20 protein-coding genes and 1 tRNA gene are annotated in these 22195 nt (G+C 69.2%); 12 read left to right on the top strand and 9 right to left on the bottom strand.

Annotated elements, in window-relative coordinates; genetic code table 11:
* The first annotated feature begins 246 nt into the window (after positions 1-246).
* The 9 genes from ASF44_RS15955 to ASF44_RS15995 all read left to right on the top strand — a co-directional run bounded on the left by ASF44_RS15955 (position 247) and on the right by ASF44_RS15995 (position 9474).
* Positions 247-1443, top strand: coding sequence for a substrate-binding domain-containing protein (locus ASF44_RS15955; protein WP_056900200.1), 1197 nt, complete (start codon positions 247-249; stop codon positions 1441-1443).
* Between the two features lie 7 nt (positions 1444-1450).
* Entirely contained in the window at positions 1451-2209 is a 759-nt protein-coding gene (locus ASF44_RS15960) for an ABC transporter ATP-binding protein (RefSeq protein WP_056900201.1), read from the top strand.
* On the top strand, positions 2206-2925 hold the full coding sequence (locus ASF44_RS15965; protein ID WP_056900202.1) for an ABC transporter ATP-binding protein: 720 nt from the start codon (positions 2206-2208) through the stop codon (positions 2923-2925). The genes ASF44_RS15960 and ASF44_RS15965 overlap by 4 nt, the downstream gene beginning before the upstream one ends.
* On the top strand, positions 2922-3896 hold the full coding sequence (locus ASF44_RS15970) for a branched-chain amino acid ABC transporter permease (protein ID WP_056900203.1): 975 nt from the start codon (positions 2922-2924) through the stop codon (positions 3894-3896). The genes ASF44_RS15965 and ASF44_RS15970 overlap by 4 nt, the downstream gene beginning before the upstream one ends.
* 451 nt (positions 3897-4347) lie before the next feature.
* Positions 4348-5415: a branched-chain amino acid ABC transporter permease gene (locus tag ASF44_RS15975; RefSeq protein WP_056900204.1), complete on the top strand. Its 1068-nt coding sequence runs from the start codon at positions 4348-4350 to the stop codon at positions 5413-5415.
* Positions 5416-5442: 27 nt separating this feature from the next.
* Complete coding sequence (locus ASF44_RS15980) at positions 5443-7563, top strand: 3-hydroxybutyrate oligomer hydrolase family protein (protein ID WP_056900205.1); 2121 nt, start codon at positions 5443-5445, stop codon at positions 7561-7563.
* 8 nt (positions 7564-7571) lie between these two features.
* On the top strand, positions 7572-8447 hold the full coding sequence (locus ASF44_RS15985; protein ID WP_156374521.1) for an alpha/beta fold hydrolase: 876 nt from the start codon (positions 7572-7574) through the stop codon (positions 8445-8447).
* A gap of 284 nt (positions 8448-8731) precedes the next feature.
* The gene (locus ASF44_RS15990; protein ID WP_056900206.1) at positions 8732-9043 is read left to right on the top strand and encodes a DUF4148 domain-containing protein; all 312 of its coding nucleotides are present in this window, start codon (positions 8732-8734) and stop codon (positions 9041-9043) included.
* A gap of 191 nt (positions 9044-9234) precedes the next feature.
* Entirely contained in the window at positions 9235-9474 is a 240-nt protein-coding gene (locus tag ASF44_RS15995) for a hypothetical protein (protein WP_056900207.1), read from the top strand.
* A gap of 155 nt (positions 9475-9629) precedes the next feature.
* Here the strand turns inward: ASF44_RS15995 and ASF44_RS16000 are convergent, their stop codons facing one another.
* The 8 genes from ASF44_RS16000 to ASF44_RS16035 all read right to left on the bottom strand — a co-directional run bounded on the left by ASF44_RS16000 (position 9630) and on the right by ASF44_RS16035 (position 18854).
* Complete coding sequence (locus ASF44_RS16000) at positions 9630-10055, bottom strand: hypothetical protein (protein WP_056900208.1); 426 nt, start codon at positions 10053-10055, stop codon at positions 9630-9632.
* Between the two features lie 457 nt (positions 10056-10512).
* Positions 10513-10588, bottom strand: a tRNA-Thr gene (locus ASF44_RS16005).
* A gap of 19 nt (positions 10589-10607) precedes the next feature.
* Positions 10608-11615, bottom strand: coding sequence for a class 1 fructose-bisphosphatase (locus ASF44_RS16010; protein WP_056900209.1), 1008 nt, complete (start codon positions 11613-11615; stop codon positions 10608-10610).
* Between the two features lie 119 nt (positions 11616-11734).
* Complete coding sequence (gene pepN / locus ASF44_RS16015) at positions 11735-14425, bottom strand: aminopeptidase N (protein WP_156374522.1); 2691 nt, start codon at positions 14423-14425, stop codon at positions 11735-11737.
* Positions 14409-15083 carry an HAD family phosphatase gene (locus ASF44_RS16020; RefSeq protein WP_056900211.1) on the bottom strand — a complete coding sequence of 225 codons (675 nt, stop codon included), beginning with the start codon at positions 15081-15083 and terminating at the stop codon, positions 14409-14411. Before ASF44_RS16020 ends, pepN begins: the two co-directional genes overlap by 17 nt.
* A 2-nt stretch (positions 15084-15085) precedes the next feature.
* A protein-coding gene (gene prfB, locus ASF44_RS16025; RefSeq protein ID WP_156374523.1) for a peptide chain release factor 2 occupies positions 15086-16190 on the bottom strand; the annotation gives its coding sequence in 2 pieces (ribosomal slippage) (positions 15086-16108 and positions 16110-16190; 1104 coding nt in all).
* Positions 16191-16294: 104 nt separating this feature from the next.
* Complete coding sequence (locus ASF44_RS16030) at positions 16295-17863, bottom strand: methyl-accepting chemotaxis protein (RefSeq protein ID WP_056900213.1); 1569 nt, start codon at positions 17861-17863, stop codon at positions 16295-16297.
* Between the two features lie 76 nt (positions 17864-17939).
* Positions 17940-18854 carry an alpha/beta fold hydrolase gene (locus ASF44_RS16035; protein ID WP_056900214.1) on the bottom strand — a complete coding sequence of 305 codons (915 nt, stop codon included), beginning with the start codon at positions 18852-18854 and terminating at the stop codon, positions 17940-17942.
* 104 nt (positions 18855-18958) lie between these two features.
* On the opposite strand from ASF44_RS16035, the gene ASF44_RS16040 reads away from it, so the two are divergent.
* The 3 genes from ASF44_RS16040 (at position 18959) to plsY (ending at position 21200) form a co-directional block, all read left to right on the top strand.
* Positions 18959-20023, top strand: coding sequence for an aldo/keto reductase (locus ASF44_RS16040; protein ID WP_056900215.1), 1065 nt, complete (start codon positions 18959-18961; stop codon positions 20021-20023).
* A 4-nt stretch (positions 20024-20027) separates the two neighbouring features.
* Positions 20028-20516 (top strand): aminoacyl-tRNA deacylase, encoded by a 489-nt coding sequence (locus ASF44_RS16045; protein WP_056900216.1) that lies wholly within the window; start codon positions 20028-20030, stop codon positions 20514-20516.
* A gap of 63 nt (positions 20517-20579) precedes the next feature.
* Positions 20580-21200 (top strand): glycerol-3-phosphate 1-O-acyltransferase PlsY, encoded by a 621-nt coding sequence (gene plsY, locus ASF44_RS16050; protein ID WP_082524801.1) that lies wholly within the window; start codon positions 20580-20582, stop codon positions 21198-21200.
* Between the two features lie 7 nt (positions 21201-21207).
* Here the strand turns inward: plsY and ASF44_RS16055 are convergent, their stop codons facing one another.
* Positions 21208-22191 (bottom strand): HD-GYP domain-containing protein, encoded by a 984-nt coding sequence (locus tag ASF44_RS16055; protein ID WP_056900218.1) that lies wholly within the window; start codon positions 22189-22191, stop codon positions 21208-21210.
* Between the last annotated feature and the right edge of the window lie 4 nt (positions 22192-22195).

Consider the following 22195-nt stretch of genomic DNA (forward strand, 5'->3'; position numbering starts at 1 on the left):
GAATGCTAGGCCCGCTCCCGCGCACTCGGCGCCGGCTTGCGGCCCCGGCCTACAGGAGGCGGGCAGCGCCGGCCTCAGGAAAACCCTGTCGAAATGCCGTGCAGTTGTCTGCAATTCAGGCAACTGCGCTGTCTGAACTGCGTGCGGTTTTCAGGAAGATTTGGGGTAAGTTGTTTGAAAACAAAGGCTTGCGCTGTTGGCATGGACTGTGCAATTTCCAGGCATCACACATTTGGAGACTACGCCATGAACCGTCGCCGTCTGGCACGCCTGTCAGCCATTGCCGCACTCGCGCTGTGCGCCAGCGCGAGCTTCGCCCAGTCCAAGGAAATCCGCATCGCCCATGTCTACGGCAAGACGGGTGCGCTGGAGGCCTACGGCAAGCAGACGCAGACCGGCTTCATGATGGGCCTCTCGTACGCGACCGAAGGCACCATGGCCGTGAACGGCAAGAAGCTCGTCGTGCTCGAGAAGGACGACCAGGGCAAGCCCGACCTGGGCAAGTCGCTGCTGGCCACGGCCTATGCCGACGACAAGGCCGACCTGGCCGTGGGCACCACGGGCTCGGGCGTGGCGCTGGCCATGCTGCCGGTGGCTGAGGAGTACAAGAAGATCCTCGTCGTCGAGCCGGCCGTGGCCGACTCGATCACGGGCGACAAGTGGAACAAATACATCTTCCGCACCGGCCGCAACTCCAGCCAGGACGCCATCAGCAATGCCGTGGCGCTGGACAAGGACGGCACGACCATCGTCACGCTGGCGCAGGACTGGGCCTTCGGCCGCGACGGCGTGAAGGCCTTCAAGGACGCGGTGAAGAAGGCCAGGATCGGCCACGAGGAATACCTGCCGCCCACCACCACCGACTTCACGGCCGGCATCCAGCGCATCGTCGACCAGCTCAAGGACAAGCCGGGCCGCAAGGTGGTCTGGGTGGTCTGGGCCGGCGCCACCACGCCGTTCAACGCGCTGGCCGATGCCGACCTGCAAAAGCGCTTCGGCATCGAGGTGGCCACGGGCGGCAACATCCTGCCGGCCATGACGGCCTACAAGCGCTTCCCGGGCATGGAGGGCGCCACCTACTACTACTTCGGCCTGCCGAAGAACCCGGTCAACGAGGCGCTGGTGGCTGCCCACTACAAGGAGTTCAAGACGCCGCCGGACTTCTTCACGGCCGGCGGCTTCTCGGCCGCGATGGCGGTGGTCACGGCGCTCAAGAAGACGGGTGGCGACACCAACACCAACAAGCTCATCGCCGCCATGGAGGGCATGAGCTTCGAGACGCCCAAGGGCACCATGACCTTCCGCAAGGAAGACCACCAGGCGATGCAGAGCATGTACCACTTCCGCATCAAGCAGGACCCGGCCTTCGCCTGGGGCGTGCCCGAGCTGGTGCGCGAGATCAAGCCTGAGGAAATGCAGGTTCCGGTCCGCAACAAGCGTTGATCGCGGCGTGCTGGAGACCCGAGACCTGACGATCCGCTTCGGCGGACACGTGGCCGTCAACGCCGTGAGCTGCGCCTTCGCGCCGGGCACCTTGACGGCCATCGTGGGGCCGAACGGCGCGGGCAAGACCACCTACTTCAACCTGATCTCGGGCCAGCTCAAGGCCAGCGCGGGCACGGTGGCGCTGGACGGGCGTGAACTCTCCGGCCTGCCGCCCTCGGCGCGCACGCGCGCCGGCCTGGGCCGGGCCTTCCAGCTGACGAACCTGTTCCCCAACCTCACGGTGCTGGAGAACGTGCGCCTGGCGGTGCAGGCCACGCGCGAGGGCCCGCACCGGCGCGGCCTGAACCTGTGGAGCATCTGGAGCGACCACCGCGACCTGCTGGCACGTGCCGATGCGATCCTGGCCGATGTCTCGCTGCAGGCCCGCGCGCACGACACCGTGGCCAGCCTGCCGCACGGCGACCAGCGCAAGCTGGAGGTGGCCTTGCTGATGGCGCTGGAGCCGCAGGTCTTCATGTTCGACGAGCCCACGGCCGGCATGAACGCGGCCGAGGCGCCCGTGATCCTGGACCTGATCCGCAAGCTCAAGCGCGACCGCAGCAAGACCATCCTGCTGGTCGAACACAAGATGGACGTGGTGCGCGAGCTGGCCGACCGCATCATCGTGCTGCACAACGGGCAGCTCGTGGCCGATGGCGACCCGGCAGAAGTCATCGCCTCGCCGATCGTGCAAGAGGCTTACCTCGGAGTGGCCAAGGCATGAACCTGCTCGAACTGAACGACGTGCACACGCACATCGGCGCGTACCACATCCTGCATGGCGTGGACCTTGTGGTGCCCCAGGGCCGGGTCACCATGCTGCTGGGCCGCAACGGTGCCGGCAAGTCGACCACGTTGCGCACGGTCATGGGCCTGTGGCATGCGTCGCAGGGCAGGGTCGTGCTGGCGGGGCAAGACATCACCGCAGCCGCCACGCCGCAGATCGCCGCGCTGGGCGTGGCCTATGTGCCCGAGAACATGGGCATCTTCGCCGACCTCACGGTCAAGGAGAACATGCTGCTGGCCGCGCGCACCGCCAAGCGCGCCGAGCAGATGGACAGCGGCCGCCTGCAGTGGATCTTCAAGATGTTCCCGGCCGTCGAGAAGTTTTGGAACCACCCGGCCGGCAAGCTGTCGGGCGGGCAGAAGCAGATGCTGGCCGTGGCGCGCGCCATCGTCGAGCCGCGCCAGCTGCTGATCGTGGACGAGCCCAGCAAGGGCCTGGCGCCGGCCATCATCGACAACATGATCGACGCCTTCGCCGAACTCAAGGCGCAGGGCGTGACCATCCTGCTCGTCGAGCAGAACCTGAACTTTGCGCGGCGCCTGGGCGACACCGTGGCCGTGATGGACAACGGCCGCGTCGTGCATGCCGGCGGCATGGCGGCGTTCTCGGCGGACGCCGCGTTGCAGCAGTCGCTGTTGGGATTGGCCATATGACGTTCGACTGGAAACCATTGGCCCTGGTGCCGGTGCTGGCGCTGCTGGCCTTGCCGCTCGTGGGCTCGCCCTCCACCTGGCTCACGCTCACGGTGGCGGGACTGGCCATGGGCATGATCGTCTTCATCATCGCCTCCGGCCTCACGCTGGTGTTCGGCCTCATGGACGTGCTGAACTTTGGCCACGGCCTGTTCATCGCGCTGGGCGCCTTCGTCGCGAGCAGCGTGCTGGGCCTGATGGCCGACTGGACCGGCTCGCAAGAGCTGTGGCGCAACCTCGTGGCGGTGTTCCCGGCCATGCTGGTGGCCATGGCGGTGGCGGCCGCCGTGGGCCTGGCCTTCGAGCGCTTCATCGTGCGGCCGGTCTACGGCCAGCACCTGAAGCAGATCCTGATCACCATGGGCGGCATGATCATCGGCGAGGAGTTCATCAAGATGGTCTGGGGCCCCGCGCAGATCCCGCTGCCGCTGCCCGAGGCGCTGCGCGGCTCGCTCTTCATCGGCGAGGCGGCCATCAGCAAGTACCGGCTGCTGGCCGTGGTGGTGGGCCTGGTGGTGTTCGCCACGCTGGCCTTCACCCTGAGCCGCACCAAGATCGGCCTGCTGATCCGCGCCGGCGTGCAGGACCGCGAGATGGTCGAGTCGCTGGGCTACCGCATCGGCCGGCTGTTCGTCGGCGTGTTCGTGGCCGGCAGTGCGCTGGCGGGCCTGGGCGGCGTGATGTGGGGCCTGTTCCAGCAGAACCTGGTGCCGCAGATGGGCGCGCAGGTCAACGTACTGATCTTCATCGTCATCATCATCGGCGGGCTGGGCTCGACGCTGGGCGCGCTGATCGGCGCGTTGCTGGTGGGGCTGATGGTCAACTACGTGGGCTTCGTGCTGCCGGTGGCCACGCAGTTCGCGAGCATCGCGCTGATGGTGGCGGTGCTGATGTGGCGGCCGCAGGGCGTGTACCCGGTGGTGAAGGTATGAGGGTTTGCTGCTCTACGCCTGGCATGGCGGGCGCCCAGGCGGCGCCAGCGGGCCTGCGTTCTCCAGCCCACGCTCGCGCAAACCGGCAGTGGCCCGCGCGAGGCGCGCCCTTGAACGCCGGCGGCGCGCCAGCTGTGTATCTCGCCATCGCGAATGGGGCCTGCGCTAGCAGGCCCACTGCCGCCGCCCGAAACCGAGGTGGCACATGGGTGCGGACGCACCGGTCGTGCGCCTCGGCACAAGCGCAACGTGAGGCAGGTGGTGCTGACATGCGGGCGCAGGCCCCATTCGCGGCCCAGAGATGGCTTGCAAGCCGCGCTATGGGCGGGCGAGCGCAAGGCCCGCAAGCAACCACCATCGCCCGCGAGCGTGGGCCGGAGAACGCGTTTCTGCGCCGCCTGCCGTCTGGGCAGCAACGCGCGCGCGTCTCCCCCAGACAAAAGGCCCAAGCATGAGCCGCATCCTCTCCCACGACCTGCCGCGCAGCCGCTGGCTGGCCCTCATCCTCGTCGCCCTCGTGCTGGGCCTGGCCTTCGCGCCCTTCCTCTTCCCGGGCGTCAAGGCGCTCAACGTCGCGGCCAAGGTGCTGGTGTTCGTGGTGCTGGTCGCCAGCTTCGACCTGCTGCTGGGCTACACCGGCATCGTGAGCTTCGCGCACACGATGTTCTTCGGCATCGGGGCCTATGGCGTGGCGATCGCGTCCTCGCGCATGGGGGCGGGCTGGGATGCGCTCGCGGTGGGCATCGTCGCGGCGCTCGCGCTGTCCTTCGTACTCTCGCTGGCCATCGGCCTGTTCTCGCTGCGCGTGCGCGCCATCTTCTTCGCCATGATCACGCTGGCCGTGGCCTCGGCGTTCCAGACGCTGGCCTCGCAGCTCTCGTCCTTCACGGGCGGCGAGGACGGGCTGACCTTCAAGATGCCCGAACTCATCTCGCCGAGCTTCGAGTTCGCCGAAGAGCCTTTCCTGGGTGCATCGCTGGACGGGCGGCTGCTCTGCTACTACGGGCTGTTCGTGCTGGCCGTGGGCCTGGTGCTGGCGCTGCTGCGCATCGTCAACTCGCCCTTCGGCCGCGTGCTGCAGGCCATCCGCGAGAACGAGTTCCGCGCCGAGGCCATCGGCTACCGCGTGGTGGTCTACCGCACCACGGCGGCGGTGCTGTCGGCCCTGTTCGCCACGCTGGCCGGCGCCATGCTGGCCATCTGGCTGCGCTACAACGGGCCGGACACCTCGCTGTCGTTCGAGATCATGGTCGACATCCTGCTCATCGTGGTGATCGGCGGCATGGGCACCGTCTACGGCGCGGCCATCGGCGCCACGCTGTTCGTGGTGGCGCAGAGCTACCTGCAGGACCTTCTGCGCCTGGCGAACGAGGCCGTGGCCGGCGTGCCCTGGCTGGCGGCCGTGTTCACGCCGGACCGCTGGCTGCTCTGGCTGGGCCTGCTGTTCGTGCTCTCGGTCTACCACTTTCCGACCGGCATCGTCGGGCGCCTGCGGGCGCGCGCGTTGGCACGGCGCTGATTTCTTTCAACGACGAGGAGACAGACCATGCGATGCGAGAACCCGCGGCCAACGCCGCTCTGTGCCCTTGCGCTGGCGGCGGCGGCCATGCTGGCGGGCTGCGGCGACGATGGCCCCAAGGCCAACGCCAAGCCCGATTTCGTCGGCACGGTGACGATGCTGGAATACGACGGCAGCCGGGACGACCTGCTCACGGCGGGCCTGGGCAAGACGGGCCTGGCCGGTGCCGCGCCGGGCTATGCCAACGCTGCCGCGCCCACCGCGGCCGAGTTGCGCCGCAATGCCATCTACAACAACTACCGCGCGCTGCTGGACATGACCGCTGCCGGCGGCTACGGCGTGCTCTACGGCCCCAACGTGGCGCTGGACGGCACGGCCTCGCTGGGCGAGGGCAAGGTGGCCGGCGGCGAGTACATCGCCTTCAGCGACGACGGCAGCGGCCGGCGCAACGTGACCCTGATGGTGCAGGTGCCCAACAGCTTCGATGCCAAGCAAGCCTGCATCGTGACGGCCACCTCGTCGGGCTCGCGCGGCGTCTACGGTGCGATCTCGGCCGGCGAATGGGCGCTCAAGCGCGGCTGCGCCGTGGCCTACACCGACAAGGGCACGGGCGCAGCGCCGCACGACCTGCAGAACGACACCGTGCCGCTGATCGACGGCACGCGCGCTGCCGCGTCCGCGGCGGGTACGGCGGCGGCCTTCCGCGCCGCGCTGACGGACAGCCAGCGCGCCGCCTACAACGCGGCCACGCCCAACCGTTTCGCGTTCAAGCATGCGCACTCGCAGCAGAACCCCGAGAAGGACTGGGGCCGCTCCACGCTGCAGGCCGTGCAGTTCGCGTTCTACGTGCTCAACGAGCGCCTGGGCGAGCGCGCGGCCGACGGCACGCGGCTGCAGACCTTCGTGCGCGGCAACACGCTGGTGATCGCGTCCAGCATCTCCAACGGCGGCGGCGCGGCTTTGGCCGCGGCCGAGCTCGACGACGAGGGCTGGATCGACGCGGTGGCCGTGTCCGAGCCGGCCGTGGAACTGCCGGCCGACCCGGGCGTGAGCATCCGGCGCGGCGCCACGGCCGTGCCCGTCAGCGCAAGGACGCTGATCGATTTCACGACCTATGCGCACGTGTTCCAGACCTGCGCCGCGCTGGCGCCCAGTCTGGCCGGGGCGCCCTACCAGGCGGCCTACGCCGCGGCGTTCGCCACGGTGGCGCCGCCGCGCTGCGCTTCACTCAAGGCCAAGGGCCTGCTGACGGGCACTGGAACCACGGCCCAGGCCGAGGAGGCGCTGGCCAAGCTGCGCGCTTACGGCTGGGAGGCGGAGGCCCAGGTGCTGCATCCCTCGCTGGCGGCCTTCGAGGTGGCGCCGGCTGTGGCCGTGACCTTTGCGAACGGCCTGGCGCGTGCAGGTGTGCAGGAGCGGCTGTGTGGCTACGGCTACGGGGCCACGAGCGCGCTGGGCGTGCCCCAGGCGCTGGACGCCACGTCGCTGGCCGGCATGTTTGCCACCGGCAATGGCGTGCCGCCGGCCAGCAACGTGCAGTTGCTCAACGAGAACAATCCGGGCGGCGCGGCACGCGACCTGCTGTCGCGCTCGCCGTCCACGGGCGCCTTCGACATGAACCTGGACGGCGCGCTGTGCCTGCGCGACCTGGTCGAGGGCAACGGCGCCTGGGCGCAGCGCCTGAAGACCGGCGTGGACGAAACCCGCCGCAACGGCAACCTGCGCGGCAAGCCCGCCGTGATCGTGCACGGCCGCGACGACGCGCTGCTGCCGGTCTCGCACACCTCGCGTCCCTATGCCGCGCTGAACAAGCGTGTCGAGGGTGCGAGCAGCAGGCTCAGCTACATCGAGGTGACCAACGCGCAGCACTTCGACAGCTTCATCGGCCTGCCGACCATCCTGCCCGGCTACGACAGCCGCTACATCCCGCTGCACGTGTACCTGAACCACGCGCTGGACGCGGTGTGGGCGAACCTCAAGAGCGGCACGGCGCTGCCGCCGAGCCAGGTCGTGCGGACGGTGCCGCGCGGCGGCACGCCGGGCGCCGCGCCGGCCATCACGGCGGCCAACGTGCCCGCCATCGCCGCCGCACCCGCCGCAGCCAACCGCATCGACTACGCCGCCGGCGTGCTGACCATCCCCGACTGAGTTTGTCCATGACCCCCAGCTCGCACTACGTGGTCTGCGCCGGCCGCGAGATCCACTACACCGCCTGGGGCGCGCCCGACGCGCCGGCGGTGATCGCCTGGCACGGCCTGGCGCGCACCGGCCGCGACATGGACGAGCTGGCCGCGCACCTGGCCGACCGCTACCGCGTGGTCTGCCCCGACACCATCGGGCGCGGACTGAGCCAGTGGAGCCCGGTGCCGCGCGAGGAGTACTGCATCGCCTTCTACGCGCGGCTGGCCGAGGCGCTGCTCGACGCGCTGGGCATCGCGCGCGCGCACTGGGTCGGCACCTCGATGGGCGGCGCCATCGGCATGGCCTGCGCGGGCGGGCTCGTCGTGCCGGGCATGCGCGCGCGCGTGCAGAGCCTGGTGCTCAACGACAACGCGCCGCAACTGGCCGATGCGGCCATCGCGCGCATCCGCGCCTATGCCGGCCAGCCGCCCGCGTTCGCGACGGTGACCGAACTCGAAGCCTTCTTCCGCCAGGCCTACGCGCCCTACGGCTGGCTCGGCGATGCGCAGTGGCGCCGGCTGACCGAGACGTCCACGCGGCGCCTGCCCGACGGCCGCGTGACGCCGCACTACGACCCGGCCATGGTCGGCCAGTTCGTCGACCACCCCGACGACTACCTGCTGTGGGACGCCTACGACGCCATCCAGGCGCCAGTGCTGTGCCTGCGCGGGGCGCAGTCCGACCTGGTGCTGCCGGAGACGGTGGCGGCCATGCGCGGCCGCGGCCCCGGTGCAGCGGGACGCTTGCAGGTGATCGAGGTGCCCGGCTGCGGGCATGCGCCGGCGCTCAACGTGCCGTCGCAGCTGGCGCCGGTGCGCGCTTTCATCGACGCGGCGCAGGCTGCAGGCTGAGCCGCGGCGCACGCTTCGGGGCGTGGCAGGGCGGGGCGGGGCGTGCCCCTGCGGCGGCGCTGGCGGCGTGGCAGATCGCCATGCCGTGTCAGCCAATGCCGCAGCTTTGTTGCGACCGGGGAAACGGTCCGTTCTCCCGCGCCCGGTTTTTCTTTTCGACTGCGACTTCCACAATCGAGCCATCGATGAGACGCACACAGAACGACTCATCGAGACGGGGCAGACATGGTGTCCACCCCGCCGAATGAGAAGTTGCTTCCCCATCGCCTCGAAAGGAATCCATCATGAACAAGTTCTTCGCTTCCGCACTGATCGCCGCCGCCGGCTTCGCCGCAGCTCCCAGCTTTGCAGCCGACTTCGTTGGCGGTGAAGTCGGCTACGTGCCGCAGGTCTCCACCACCGTGAGCGGCCTGAGCCGTGAAGCCGTGCGCGCCGAAGTGCTGCAGGCCGAGCGCAACGGCACGATGCCTGAACTGGGCGAGGGTGCCGACGTTGGCGCCGTGTCCACCGCCAAAAGCACGCTGAGCCGCGACGCTGTGCGCGCCCAGGCCGTCTACGCCGTGCAGCATGGCCAGCAAGTGGGCGGCGAAGTCTGATCGGTCAGCACGCCCTTTGACGAGCCGCCTGCGGGCGGCTTTGTCGTTTCTGGAGGGTTGTGCTTGCCGTTGGCTTCCACGGCCAGCAGCGCTTTTCCTACGCTGCGGCGCGCCCTTCGATCACCCACCGGGCTGGGCGTCGGCGTAGCTTGGAGGTCGAGCATGTTGCTCGGCAATCCAAGGAGACGTAGATGGCGAATCAACCCAACCAGACCACCGGCGGCACCAACCAGGACAAGTCTGCACAGCAGACACAGGCCCAACCGAACCAGGGCGGTCAACAAGGCCAGGGCGGCAAGCCCCAGGACCAGCAGCAACAGGCTGGCGGGAACAAGGCAGGCCAGCAGGATCAGCAGGGTCAGAAGGGGCACCCACCCGGCGCCACCCAGGGCGACAACCCGAACAAGCAGACGGGCGGCAAGTCGCAATAACGCGTTCCAGTGACCGGGCCATCGCCTACGGGCGGTGCGCCGGTCGAGCGGCGATGTTCTCGAGCGCCGCAGCCCGGCCGTTGCGGCGGGGGCATGGACCGAGCCTACGGACGCTGGAAACGCCCCAGGGCGTTTGACCAGCTCGGCGGATCAGATCACTTGGCGGGCGCGGACGGCTTCATTTCGCCCACGCCACCCTTCTTGTCGGCCTTCTCGCCATTGGCTTCCGCAGACGGCGTAGGAGCAGCCTTGCGCTCTGCCGCCGTGCCGCGTCCTGCGGCATCGGTAGAACCGGTTGAAGGTTTGCGCTCAGCCGGCATGCGCGCCTTCTCGCCCATCGACTCGGTCGTCGGCGCGGGTGCCTTGCCGCTCGGGGCTGGGCCGCTCTTGGGGGCCATGCCGGGCGCATCGGTGCCGGCCATGCCGGCCTTGGGGCCTGCCGGTGCCGTGCCCTTTTCTCCGTTGGCCTGCGCCGAAGGGGTCGGCGCGCTCTTGGAGCCTCCCGTGTCGCTCTGTGCGAACGCCTGCATGCTTGCCGCCTGGGCCAGAACCAAGCCCGTTGCCAAAATCAGCTTCTTCATTTCGCTTCCTTTTTGATGTGATCCGCTGCACCGAACGTGGCGCCGTTGGGAACCCCACCAGCCTAAGAAGCCGTGCGGTGCGGGGCAGTAGGACGGGAGGCAGTCGGTACGCAAGCCACACGTGCGCTTGGACCTTGCTCGGCAACGTCGATGTCGGCAACTGCGGCCCATCCGCCCGACGCGGGCGGCCATGAAACGCCGTCCTTGAGCTGCCTGGCCGTTGGTGTCTTCCGACTTGTGCCTGTCACACGTGGGCAACCCTGTGGACAACCGATAGGGCAACTGCGGGGATCGTTGACTGGCGCGGCCTGCACCGCGGTGCCCGAAAAACAGGCGATTCGGACTGCCGGTGGGCGCAGGTGGCCGATGTGGCCCCGAGCAAGTGGCTACACCTGCCATCGGTGGCGCAGAAAGCACAAAGGGCTAGGTCCTTGTGAGACCTAACCCTTTGATTTTCTGGTGCCGGAGAAAGGAATCGAACCCTCGACCTTCTCATTACGAATGAGCTGCTCTACCGACTGAGCTACACCGGCGTAGCCCGCGATTATAGCGTCATTTTTCGGCGTGGTAGCCGGTCACGCGCTCGACTTCGTTCTTCGAACCCAGGATCACGCTCACGCGCTGGTGCAGCTTGGTCGGCTCGATGTCGAGGATGCGCTCCTTGCCGTTGGTCGCGGCGCCGCCGGCCTGCTCGACCAGCCAGCTCATGGGGTTGGCCTCGTACATCAGGCGCAGCTTGCCCGGCTTCTCGGGCTCGCGCTTGTCCCAGGGGTACATGAAGACGCCGCCGCGCATCAGGATGCGGTGCACGTCGGCCACCATGCTGGCGATCCAGCGCATGTTGAAGTCCTTGCCGCGCGGGCCATCCTTGCCGGCCAGGCATTCGTCGATGTAGCGCTTCACGGGAGCGTCCCAGTGGCGCATGTTGCTCATGTTGATCGCGAACTCCTTGGTGTCCTCCGGGACGCGCAGGTTCTCCTGCGTCAGCACGAAGGATCCTTGCTCGCGGTCCAGCGTGAACATGGCCACGCCATCGCCCACCGTCAGCACCAGCGTGGTCTGTGGGCCATAGATGCAGTAGCCGGCCGCGACCTGCTTGGCGCCGGCTTGCAGGAAGTCGGCTTCCTGCACGCCGGGATGGTCGTCGGGCTTCTTGAGCACGCTGAAGATGGTGCCGATGCTGACGTTCACGTCGATGTTGGACGAGCCGTCCAGGGGATCGAACAGCAGCAGGTATTCGCCCTGCGGGTAGCGGTTGGGCACCACGTAGATGCCTTCCATCTCCTCGGAGGCCATGGCGGCCAGGTGGCCGCCCCATTCGTTGGCCTCGATCAGCACCTCGTTGGCGATGATGTCGAGCTTCTTCTGCACCTCGCCCTGCACGTTCTGCGTCTCGGCAGCGCCCATCACGTCGCCGAGCTCGCCCTTGTTGACGGCGAAGCTGATGCGCTTGCAGGCGCGGGCGACCACTTCCAGCAGCAGGCGCAGCTGGGCCGGGATCAGGCCGTCGACGCGCTGCTGCTCGACCAGGTAGCGGGTCAGTGAGACTTTCTGGGTCATGGGATTCCTTTGAAGTGGGTGATGAGATGCGGCCGGGCGCCGGGCCGCCCCAAGCCGGCCGCGCCTCCACCTCGGGGGTGGAGTTGCACGACCGAAGGGAGTGAAAAGCCGGAGGCCATCTAGTCCAGTGCGCGGGTCACGACCTCGCGCACGTCGTTGGACAGGTCGGCCTTGGCGGCCACGCGGGCCAGCGCTTCGCGGGCGGCCGTGCGGTAGGGCTCGGCGAGCTTCTTCCAGCGGTCCAGCGCGCGCGCCAGGCGGGCGGCGACCTGCGGATTGATGCCGTCGAGCTCGATCACGCGGTCGGCCCAGAACACGTAGCCGGCCGCGTCCGTGCGGTGGAAGCCGCCCGGGTTGGCATTGCAGTAGCTGAAGATCACGCTGCGCGCGCGGTTGGGGTTGCGCAGGTTGAAGTCGGCATGCTTCATGAGCTGCTTGACGGCCGGCAGCACGTTGCCGTTGCGGTCGGGGCTCCCGGCCTGCAGCGCGAACCATTTGTCCAGCACCAGGGCCTCGTCCTTGAACAGCGCGTGGAAGCGCTCCAGGGCCGGCGTGGCGAGCGCGTGGGCGCTGGCCACCAGGGCCGACAGCGCGTTGAAGCGGTCGGTCATGTTGCCGGCGTCCTTGAAGCGCTGGTAGGCCTTGCCTGGCCAGACCGTGTCGCCACTGGACCGCGCGGCCAGGCACAGCTGGGCCAGCGCCAGGCCGGCCAGCGCGCGCCGGCCCGATGAGCGCGGGTCGGGCTGGTAGGCGCCGTTGTCGCGGTGTTCCTCGTAGGCCCACTGCCAGTCGTCGAACAAGGCCGTGGCCAGCTGCGCGCGCATGGCTTCGCGCACGGCGTGGATGCGTTGCGGGTCGACCACGTCCAGCTGTTCGGCCAGGTAGGTCTCGGACGGCAGCGTCAGCACCAGCTCCTTGAAGGCCGCGTCCAGCGTGGGGTGGCGCAGCACCTCGCGCATGGCGTCGAGGAAGGCGGCGTCCAGCACCGGCTGGGCGGCGGCGGAGCCGTCGTCCGCGATGGCCTTCAGCGCACGGCGCAAGGCCAGACGCTGGCCGGCTTCCCAGCGGTTGAACGGATCGCTGTCGTGCGCGAGCAGGGCCAGCAGTTGGGCGTCGGTGTAGTCGATGTCCAGGATCACGGGGGCCGAGAAGCCGCGCAGCAGCGAAGGCACGGGCTCGGCGGACAAGCCGTCGAACACGATCTCGTGCTGCGCCTCGGTCATCACGAACAGTGCGGGCTGCTGCGTGGACAGCTCCTGGCCGTCGGCACCCAGCAGGCCCAGCGCGACCGGGACCACGAAGGGCTCCTTGAGTGCCTGGCCCGGCGTGGGCGCGCAGCTCTGCGCGAGCGTGAGCGTGTAGCGGCCCGCGGCGGCGTCGTACCGGCCCTTGGCCTGCACGCGTGGCGTGCCGGCCTGGCTGTACCAGCGCTTGAACTGCGGCAGCAGGCGTGCGAGTTCGGAGCCGGGATTGGCATCGGCAATGGCCTGGGCGAAGTCGTCGCAGGTCACGGCCTGGCCGTCGTGGCGTTCGAAGTACAGCTTCATGCCGGCGGCAAAACCGTCGCGTCCCACCAGGGTCTGCATCATGCGCACGACCTCGGCGCCCTTTTCGTAGACCGTGACGGTGTAGAAGTTGTTGATCTCCACGTAGCTGTCCGGCCGCACCGGATGCGCCATCGGGCCGGCATCCTCGGGGAACTGGGCGGTGCGCAGCACGCGCACGTCCTCGATGCGCTTGACGGCGCGGGCCGAGGGCTCGGCGCACAGGTCCTGGCTGAACTCCTGGTCGCGGAACACCGTCAGGCCTTCCTTGAGCGACAGCTGGAACCAGTCGCGGCAGGTCACGCGGTTGCCGGTCCAGTTGTGGAAGTACTCGTGGCCCACCACCGATTCGATGTTGGCGAAGTCCACGTCGGTCGCCGTGGCCTGGCTGGCCAGCACGTACTTGGTGTTGAAGATGTTGAGGCCCTTGTTCTCCATGGCCCCCATGTTGAAGTCGCTGGTCGCCACGATCATGAAGCGTTCCAGGTCCAGCGGCAGGCTGAAGCGGGCCTCGTCCCAGGCCACCGAGGCCATCAGCGACTGCATGGCGTGCTCGGTCTTGTCCAGGTCGCCGGGGCGCACGTAGACCTGCAGCAAATGGTCGCCGCCCAGGCGCGAGCGGATGCGCTGCTCGCGCGCCACGAGCTTGCCGGCCACCAGCGCGAACAGGTAGCTGGGCTTCTTGTGCGGATCGACCCACTTGGCGAAGTGGCGGTTCTCGTTGCCGGTGCCTTCGAGCGGGCCGTGCTCGACCAGGTTGCCGTTGGACAGCAGCACCGGGTAGAGCGTCTTGTCGGCACGCAGGGTCACCGTGTAGCTGGCCATCACGTCGGGACGGTCCAGGAAGTAGGTGATGCGGCGAAAGCCCTCGGCCTCGCACTGCGTGAAGAACGAGCCGTTGCTGACGTACAGGCCCATCAGCTTGGTGTTCTTGGCCGGCGCGCAGGTGGTGAAGATCTCCAGCGCGAAGGCGCCTTCCTCGGCCGCCGGCAGGTTCTCCAGCACCAGCTGGCCGCCCTCGATGCGGAACGAGGTCCCCTGGCCGTTGACCAGCACGCGGGCAAGGTTCAGCTCTTCCCCGTCCAGCCGCAGCGCCTGGGCCGGCACCTCGGGGTTGCGGCGCAGCACCATCTTGTTGAGCACCCGGGTCTTGGCCGGGTCCAGGTCGAAGCAGAGGTCGACCGTGTCGATCCAGAACGCCGGTGCCTGGTAGTCCCCGCGGCGGATCGCCACGGGCTGGCTCTGCGCATCACGCAATTGCAACATCGAGCATCTCCAGAAATTTCGAATGGGCGAGTTCGTCGTAGGTGCGCACGGCCGCGATCACATGCGGGCCGGCGAGTTCTTCGGCGCTGTGGGTGCTGCACACGGCCACGGCGCGCATGCCGCCACGGCGGGCGGCCTCGATGCCGAAGGGTGCGTCCTCGAACACGATGCAGCGCTCGGGCGCCACGCCGATGCGGCGCGCCGCTTCCAGGAAGATGGCAGGGGTGGGTTTGCCGGACAGGCCCTCGTCGCCGCCGACGATGGCCAGCGGCGGGGGATCCATGCCCAGGCGCGACATCACGAAGGCGATGTTGTGCCTGTCGCCGGCCGTGCCCACGGCCAGCTTGAGTCCGCGCGCCGCGGCCTGCCGCGCGAACGCGGCAAAGCCGGCGATCTCGCGGAACTCCGCCCTGAACAGGTCGCGGTAGATCTGCTCCTTCTCGTGCACGAAGGCCAGCGCCTCGGCCTCGCCCAGCGGGCGGCCGAAGACCTCGGCCATGCACTCCACGCCGGTGCGGCCGGTGGTGCGCGCGAGGATCTCGGCAGCTTCCATCTGGATGCCGTGCCGGCGGCAGAACGCCACCCAGGATTTGGCATGCCAGGGCATGGAATCGACCATGGTGCCGTCCATGTCGAAGATCAGGGCTTCGGTCTTCATCCTCAGATGCCCTGCTTGAGCGACGCTTCGATGAAGGCGTCCAGGTCGCCGTCCAGCACCTTCTGCGTGGCCGAGATCTCGACGTTGGTGCGCAGGTCCTTGATGCGGCTGTTGTCCAGCACGTAGCTGCGGATCTGGTGGCCCCAGCCCACGTCGGTCTTGCTGTCCTCGAGCTTTTGCTGCTCTTCCTGGCGCTTGCGCATCTCGTGGTCGTACAGGCGCGAGCGCAGGCGCTTCCAGGCCACGTCGCGGTTGCTGTGCTGGCTGCGGCCATCCTGGCACTGCACCACGATGCCGGTCGGGATGTGCGTGAGCCGCACGGCCGAGTCGGTCTTGTTGATGTGCTGGCCGCCGGCGCCGGAAGCGCGGAAGGTGTCGGTGCGCACGTCGGCCGGGTTGATCTCGATCTCGATGGAGTCGTCGATCTCCGGGTAGACGAAGATGCTGGCGAAGCTGGTGTGGCGCCCGCCCGAGCTGTCGAACGGCGACTTGCGCACCAGGCGGTGCACGCCGGTCTCGGTGCGCAGCAGGCCGAACGCGTACTCCCCCTCGATCTTGATCGTGGCGCCCTTGATGCCGGCCGTGTCGCCAGGCGACTCGTCTTCCACCGTGGTCTTGAAGCCCTTGCGCTCGGCGTACTTGAGGTACTGGCGCAGCAGCATGCTGGCCCAGTCGCAGGCCTCGGTGCCGCCGGCGCCGGCCTGGATGTCGACGAAGCAGTTCAGCGGGTCGGCCGGGTTGCTGAACATGCGGCGGAACTCCAGGGCCTCGACCTCGGCCGCCAGCTTGGCGCCTTCGGCCTCGATGGTGGCCAGGCCCGCCTCGTCGCCGTCGTCCTTGCTCATCTCGTAGAGCTCGGTGTTGTCGGACAGCTCGCGCGCCAGGCGCTCCAGCGTCATGACGACGTCTTCCAGCGCCTTTTTCTCCTTGGAGAGCTCCTGCGCTTTCTTGGGCTCGTTCCAGACCGCGGGGTCTTCCAGCGCGGCGTTGACGGTCCTCAGGCGTTCGGCTTTGGCATCGGCGTCAAAGATACCCCCGTAGTTCCTGGGTCCTTGCGGCCAGGTCCGTCAGTTGGGTGCCGATCTGGTTGATGTGTTCTGCGTCCATGGTGTTCTCGCTTATCGGGTGGTGCCTTGCGGCAAAACGTGCGATTTTCTCATGCGCATCCGCCGGCCCGCCGTGGCCCTGCGGCGGCCGGGGAGGGCAGGGGCTCAGGCCACTGCGGGCAGCGCGTGCACAAGGCGCGGCTGGCCGCTGCCGAGCCGGAACACGGCCACGGCCTGGACCAGGTCGTGGGCCTGCGACTTGAGGCTGCTGGCCGCGGCGGCGCTCTGCTCGACGAGGGCGGCGTTCTGCTGGGTGGCATGGTCCATCTGCGTCACCGCCTCGCCGATCTGGGTCACCCCGGAACTCTGCTCCTGGCTGGCGTCGCTGATCTCGCCCATGAGGTCGGTCACACGCTGGATGGCGGCCACCACCTGCTGCATGGTGGCGCCGGCCGCGTCCACCTGGGCCGAGCCTTCCGCCACGCGGGCGGCGCTGGCGCCGATCAACGCCTTGATCTCGCGCGCCGCCTCGGCGCTGCGCTGGGCCAGGTGGCGCACTTCGCTGGCCACCACCGCGAAGCCGCGGCCCTGCTCGCCGGCCCTGGCCGCTTCCACGGCGGCGTTCAGCGCGAGGATGTTGGTCTGGAAGGCGATGCCGTCGATGGTGCCGGTGATGTCGGCGATGCGGCGCGAGGCGTCGGCGATGCCCTGCATGGTCTGCACCACACGGCCCACCGCGGCGCCACCCTCGGCGGCGATGCGCGAGGCCTCCTGCGACAGGCCGTTCGCGCTGCGCGCGTTGTCGGCGTTCTGGCGCACGGTGGCGCCGAGTTCTTCCATGGAGGCCGCCGTCTGCTCCAGGGCCGAGGCCTGCTGCTCGGTGCGCGACGACAGGTCGTTGTTGCCCAGCGCGATCTCGGCGCTGGCCGTGGCCACGCCCTCGGCGTTCTCGCGCACATTGGCCACCACGGTGGAGAGCGCGCCCTGCATGGCGTGCAGCGCGTTCAGCAGTTGGGCCACCTCGTCCTTGCCCAGCACCTGGGCGGCGGCGGTCAGGTCGCCGGCCGCGACGGCGCGCGACACGGCCACGGCCCGGTCCAGCGGGCGCACGACGGAGCGGCTGAACAGGATGGCCCCCACGGTGGCCAGCACACAGACCACCAGCATCGTGGCCAGGCTGATGCCCAGTGCGCGGCGCGACTGCTCGGCCGCCGCCGTGGCGATGGCCTGGCTCGCGGCGGCGATTTTCTCGCCGGCCTGGTCGAGCAGTTGCGCGGGCTCGCGGTCCATGCCCTGCACAGCCTTGTCGCCTGCGCTGGCGTCGAATCCGGCCGCCTCGAACGCGGCATAGCCCTTGCGATAGCCCTCGCCCATGGCCGCATGGGCCGCCCGAAACCGCGCGACCAGCGCACCCGCTTCGCTGGTGCCCAGGGCGGCGGCGAGCAGGCCCGCATCGCGCGCGATGACGGCTTCCTTCTGCTGGAATGCGGCCCAGTAGCGCGCGCGCTGCTGCGGGTCCTTGCCGCGCAGCAGCACGTTCTTCCACTCCTGCACCTGGGTCTTGAAGTCGTTCAGCAGGCCGCTGACATCGCGCTCCTGCGCCGTGTGCGCGCGCACCGTGGTCTCGTAGGTGCCCAAGCCCTGGTTGAGCTGGTACATGCCGAACAGTGCGGCACACAGCAAGGCGGCCAGGGCGGCGAGGAAGGCAAGCGGAAGCTTGAGGCTGAGTTTCATGCGGGTCTCCGGGATTTCCCGGATGGCATTGGACGGCAATTGCGCGCTGGCTGCAACAGCCCTGCGCAATATTCGCTCAAGCGATGAACTTCTCGATGGCCCGTGCCACCGCCAGCGGCTGGTCGTGCTGCAGCATGTGGCCGGCGTCGTCGATGCGCAGCACGGTGCAGTCGGCGATCTCGCGCAGCCGCTCGTGGTAGTCGGCCAGCGTGTAGCGGCCCTTCCACCATTGCGACAGGCTGTCGTCGGACGCCTCCACCGCCAACACCGGCGCCGTGATCGCGCGGTACAGCGCCAGCACCTCGTCCACGCGCATGGCCTGGGCGAAGATGGTCTTGTGCGCGGCGTCGCCACGGATGCGCCACTCCAGGCTGCCATCGGCGCGCGGCGTTGCGTGCGCCCATTCGCGCGCCAGCCAGTCGGCCTTGTCCTGCGGCAGCCGGCGGTTGGTCCGCATGAGGCGGCGGGCCACGCCGTCGGCACTGTCGTACGGCGCGAGCGCCATGTCGCCACGGTGGAACTGCTTGAGCTCGTCCATCCAGCGCGCGTAGCGGCTGGGCGCCTCGTCCGCGCGGTGCTCGGGCGAGCCGAAGCCTTCCAGGTTCACGAGCCGGCGGATGCGGGCCGGCCGCACGCCCGTGTACATCATGGCCACGTTGCCGCCCATGCTGTGGCCGACCAGGTTCACGGGCTGGTCGCCGGCGTAGTGGTCGAGCAGGAAGTCCAGGTCGCCCAGGTAGTCGGCGAAGCAGTAGCTGTCGACCGGCGCGGCTTCGGTCAGGCCGTAGCCGCGCCAGTCGGGTGCGATCACGAAGTGCTCGCGCGCCAGCGCGTCGACCACGAACTGCCAGGACGCCGAGACGTCCATCCAGCCGTGGACCAGCACCAGCGGCACGCGGCCAGGGGCGGGTTCGCCCCACAGGCGGACATGGGCGCGCAGCGTGCGCAGGGCAATGTGTTCGCTGCGCGAGGGGCGGAGGGGCTGGTACATGGGCGGCGATGGTAGGGCAGCCGTCGGCCCGGGAGCGGTCAGCCGCGCGACACGAAAGCTGCGACACTCCCGCGCTTCTTTTTGCCGTACCGACAAGCTCTTCCATGCACACTGTTCCCCTGGGCCGCAGTGGCCTGCACGTGACGCCGCTCTGCCTGGGCACCATGACCTTCGGCGAGCAGGTCGACAGCGCCACCGCGCACGCCATCCTGGACCGATCGCTCGCACTGGGCATCAACTTCATCGACACGGCCGAGATGTACGCCGTGCCGGCGCGCGCCGAGACCTACGGCGCCACCGAGACCATCATCGGCGACTGGTTCGCGGCCCGTCCGGGCGCGCGCCAGCGTGTGCTGCTGGCGACCAAGGCGGCCGGCCCGCCGCGCGGCATGCCATGGATCCGCCAGGGCCGGGCCGAGTTCAAGGCCAGCGACATCGTGGAATCGTGCGAGGCGAGCTTGCAGCGCCTGCGCACCGATGTGATCGACCTCTACCAGATCCACTGGCCGGCGCGCAACCTGCCGGCCTTCGGCGCGCGCTACTTCGACCCGGCGCTGGACAAGCCCACGCCCGACATCGAGGAGCAGCTGCGCGCGCTCGACAGCCTGGTGCGCGCGGGCAAGGTGCGCGCCATCGGCCTGTCCAATGAAACGCCCTACGGCGTGCACGAGTTCGTGCGCCTGGCAGAAAGCCATGGCCTGGCGCGCGTGGCCTCGGTGCAGAACGCCTACTGCCTGATCAACCGCAGCGTGGAACACGCACTGGACGAAACCCTGCACCGGCTGGACGTGGGCCTCTTGGCCTACTCGCCGCTGGGCTTCGGCCTGCTGACCGGCAAGTACGACGCGGGCGGCACCAGCGGCCCGGACGCCCCGGGCGAGGCCCGTATCGCCCGCTATGCCTCGGTGCGCTCGGGCCGGTGGGGCCGCGACGCGGCGCTGGCCGCCGCGCGCCGCTACAACGCGCTGGCGCGCGAACATGGCCTCACGCCCACGCAGCTGGCGCTGGCGTTCTGTGCAGCCAAGTGGCAGGTGGCCAGCACGATCCTGGGCGTGACCAGCGTGGCGCAGCTCGAAGAAGACGTGGCCGCCTTCGCCACCGAACTGTCGCCCGAGATCCTGGCGGCGCTGGACGCGCTGCACCTGGAATTGGGCGATCCCGCCCAGTAGCCGCATGGCCAAGCAGCACGTCTCCGAGACGCCGGCCACGCAGCTGCTGCGCGCCCACAAGGTGGCGTTCACCGAGCACCCGTACGCCTACCTGGAGCACGGCGGCGCCCAGCACAGCGCCGAGGTGCTGGGCCTGGATCCGTTCACCGTCGTCAAGACACTCGTGATGCAGGACCAGGACGCCAAGCCGCTGCTGGTGCTGATGCATGGCAACCGCAAGGTCTCCACCAAGAACCTGGCGCGCCAGATCGGCGCCAAGTCGGTCGATGCGTGTGCGCCCGAGGTGGCCAACCGGCACAGCGGCTACCTGGTCGGCGGCACCTCGCCGTTCGGCACCAGGCGGCGCATGCCGGTCTACATCGAGGAGACCGTCCTGGCCCTGCCGCGCATTGCCATCAACGGCGGGCGGCGCGGCTTCCTGGTGGGCATCGATCCACAGGTCTGCGTGCAGTTGCTCGGCGCCACACCGGTGCAGTGCGCCCTGCCGCTCTGAGGCCCCGATGGCGGGCGGCGCTGGCACAATGCGCGCGCTTTTCGCCGGAGACATTTGCATCCCATGAATTCCATCCTCGCCACGCTGGCGGCCTACCTGCTGGGCTCCTTGTCCTTCGCCGTGATCGTCAGCCGTGCCATGGGCCTGTCGGACCCGCGCAGCTACGGTAGCAAGAACCCCGGCGCGACCAATGTGCTGCGCTCCGGCAGCAAGGCCGCGGCCCTCATCACCTTGCTGCTCGACGCGCTCAAGGGCTGGCTGCCGGTGGCGCTGGTGGTCTGGTACGGCGAGCGCTTCGGGCTGCAGGAGGGCACGGTGGCGCTTGTCGGCCTGGCGGCGTTCCTGGGCCACCTGTACCCGGTGTTCTTCCGCTTCCAGGGCGGCAAGGGCGTGGCCACGGCATTGGGCGTGCTGTTCGGCGTGGACTGGATGCTGGGCCTGGCCGCGGCACTGACCTGGGTCATCATCGCCTTCTTCTTCCGCTACTCGTCGCTGGCGTCGCTGGTGGCGGCCATCTTCGCGCCGGTCTACTACCTGTTCGGCAACGGCCTGGCCTGGTATGCCGACAAGCGCATCGCGCTGTCCTTGGGCGCCATGGCCTTGCTGCTGTTCTGGCGCCACCGCGAGAACATCGGCCGGCTGGCCCAGGGCCGCGAATCGCGCCTGGGCAGCAAGAAGAAGTAGGGCGCCGTCAGGCCGCGTGCGCGCGCTCGGCCTGCAGGCCCTGGCGCAGCAGGGCCTGGTGGTTGATGCGCACGCGGTTGCGCAGCAGGTCGGGCGTCAGCGCCGACTGGATCGCCGGGCCGCCGTGGCCGATGCGGTGCAGGCGGGGCGCAGGCAGCTTGTCGCCGCTGCGGCCGAGCACGGTGGCCACCAGCGGGTGGTTGGCCTGGCGGCCACGGCGCAGCACCAGGGCCACCTCGCCCGAATCCAGCCGCACGAAGCTGCCCGGTGGGCACAGGCCCACGGCGCGCACCAGTGCCATGCCGGCCGCTTCGCGCGCAACATCGCCGCGGCCCAGCATGGCGCGCACGGTCTCGATCACGCTGCGCGCGGCGCGCGACTTGCGCGGGCTGATCATGGCGGCGTAGCGGTCCACCACCTGCAGGATGCGGGCCAGCCGCTGCACCGGCGCCAGCGTCTCCAGTGCGGCGCCGGGCAGGGCCTCATGGTGCAGGGCGACCACCTGCAGCCATTCCACGTTGTCCACGCCGAGGCGGCCCAGCAGCATGCTGCCGGTCTGCGCATGCGCGCCGATCTGTTCCTTTTGCTCCGCGCTGGGCGCTTCGGACTGTTCGGCCAGGCGGTTCTGCAGAGCCGTCATCGACAGGTTCATGGTCAGTGCTGCGCCCACGAGGCTGTCGCGCTCGGCCTGCGGCAGCGCCAGTTCGGCCGCCAGCACATGGCACAGCACGCCGCAGACCAGCGCATGCGCGCTGCTGTAGCCCAGCGTGCGGTTGGCCGCGAGCTGGTACAGCAGGTACAGGCCGGTGTCCATGTCGTGTTGCAGCAGGTCCTGCATCCAGCGGTCGTACTGCTGCACCTTGCGCGGGAATTCGGCTGCCTGGCGCGGGCGCAGCAGGAGCGTGGACAGGCCTGCCTCCAGCTCGGACCACAGGCCCAGCAGGTCCTCGTATTCGGCATCCTGCGGGTGGGGGATGGCGGTGGGCTGCATGGCC

The organism is Pseudorhodoferax sp. Leaf274, from assembly GCF_001422445.1.
GTDB lineage: Bacteria > Pseudomonadota > Gammaproteobacteria > Burkholderiales > Burkholderiaceae_C > Pseudorhodoferax.

What these genes read in the sequence shown, in the direction of transcription:
- ASF44_RS15980 (WP_056900205.1), top strand. Translation starts at nt 5,443, where the DNA reads ATGCGATGCGAGAACCCGCGGCCAACGCCGCTCTGTGCCCTTGCGCTG.
- ASF44_RS15975 (WP_056900204.1), top strand. Translation starts at nt 4,348, where the DNA reads ATGAGCCGCATCCTCTCCCACGACCTGCCGCGCAGCCGCTGGCTGGCC.
- ASF44_RS15990 (WP_056900206.1), top strand. Translation starts at nt 8,732, where the DNA reads ATGAACAAGTTCTTCGCTTCCGCACTGATCGCCGCCGCCGGCTTCGCC.
- ASF44_RS16040 (WP_056900215.1), top strand. Translation starts at nt 18,959, where the DNA reads ATGCACACTGTTCCCCTGGGCCGCAGTGGCCTGCACGTGACGCCGCTC.
- ASF44_RS15985 (WP_156374521.1), top strand. Translation starts at nt 7,572, where the DNA reads ATGACCCCCAGCTCGCACTACGTGGTCTGCGCCGGCCGCGAGATCCAC.
- ASF44_RS16055 (WP_056900218.1), bottom strand. Translation starts at nt 22,191, where the DNA reads ATGCAGCCCACCGCCATCCCCCACCCGCAGGATGCCGAATACGAGGAC.
- ASF44_RS16030 (WP_056900213.1), bottom strand. Translation starts at nt 17,863, where the DNA reads ATGAAACTCAGCCTCAAGCTTCCGCTTGCCTTCCTCGCCGCCCTGGCC.
- ASF44_RS15965 (WP_056900202.1), top strand. Translation starts at nt 2,206, where the DNA reads ATGAACCTGCTCGAACTGAACGACGTGCACACGCACATCGGCGCGTAC.
- ASF44_RS15955 (WP_056900200.1), top strand. Translation starts at nt 247, where the DNA reads ATGAACCGTCGCCGTCTGGCACGCCTGTCAGCCATTGCCGCACTCGCG.
- pepN (WP_156374522.1), bottom strand. Translation starts at nt 14,425, where the DNA reads ATGTTGCAATTGCGTGATGCGCAGAGCCAGCCCGTGGCGATCCGCCGC.
- ASF44_RS16045 (WP_056900216.1), top strand. Translation starts at nt 20,028, where the DNA reads ATGGCCAAGCAGCACGTCTCCGAGACGCCGGCCACGCAGCTGCTGCGC.
- plsY (WP_082524801.1), top strand. Translation starts at nt 20,580, where the DNA reads ATGAATTCCATCCTCGCCACGCTGGCGGCCTACCTGCTGGGCTCCTTG.
- ASF44_RS15995 (WP_056900207.1), top strand. Translation starts at nt 9,235, where the DNA reads ATGGCGAATCAACCCAACCAGACCACCGGCGGCACCAACCAGGACAAG.
- ASF44_RS16000 (WP_056900208.1), bottom strand. Translation starts at nt 10,055, where the DNA reads ATGAAGAAGCTGATTTTGGCAACGGGCTTGGTTCTGGCCCAGGCGGCA.
- ASF44_RS15970 (WP_056900203.1), top strand. Translation starts at nt 2,922, where the DNA reads ATGACGTTCGACTGGAAACCATTGGCCCTGGTGCCGGTGCTGGCGCTG.
- ASF44_RS16035 (WP_056900214.1), bottom strand. Translation starts at nt 18,854, where the DNA reads ATGTACCAGCCCCTCCGCCCCTCGCGCAGCGAACACATTGCCCTGCGC.
- ASF44_RS16020 (WP_056900211.1), bottom strand. Translation starts at nt 15,083, where the DNA reads ATGAAGACCGAAGCCCTGATCTTCGACATGGACGGCACCATGGTCGAT.
- ASF44_RS16010 (WP_056900209.1), bottom strand. Translation starts at nt 11,615, where the DNA reads ATGACCCAGAAAGTCTCACTGACCCGCTACCTGGTCGAGCAGCAGCGC.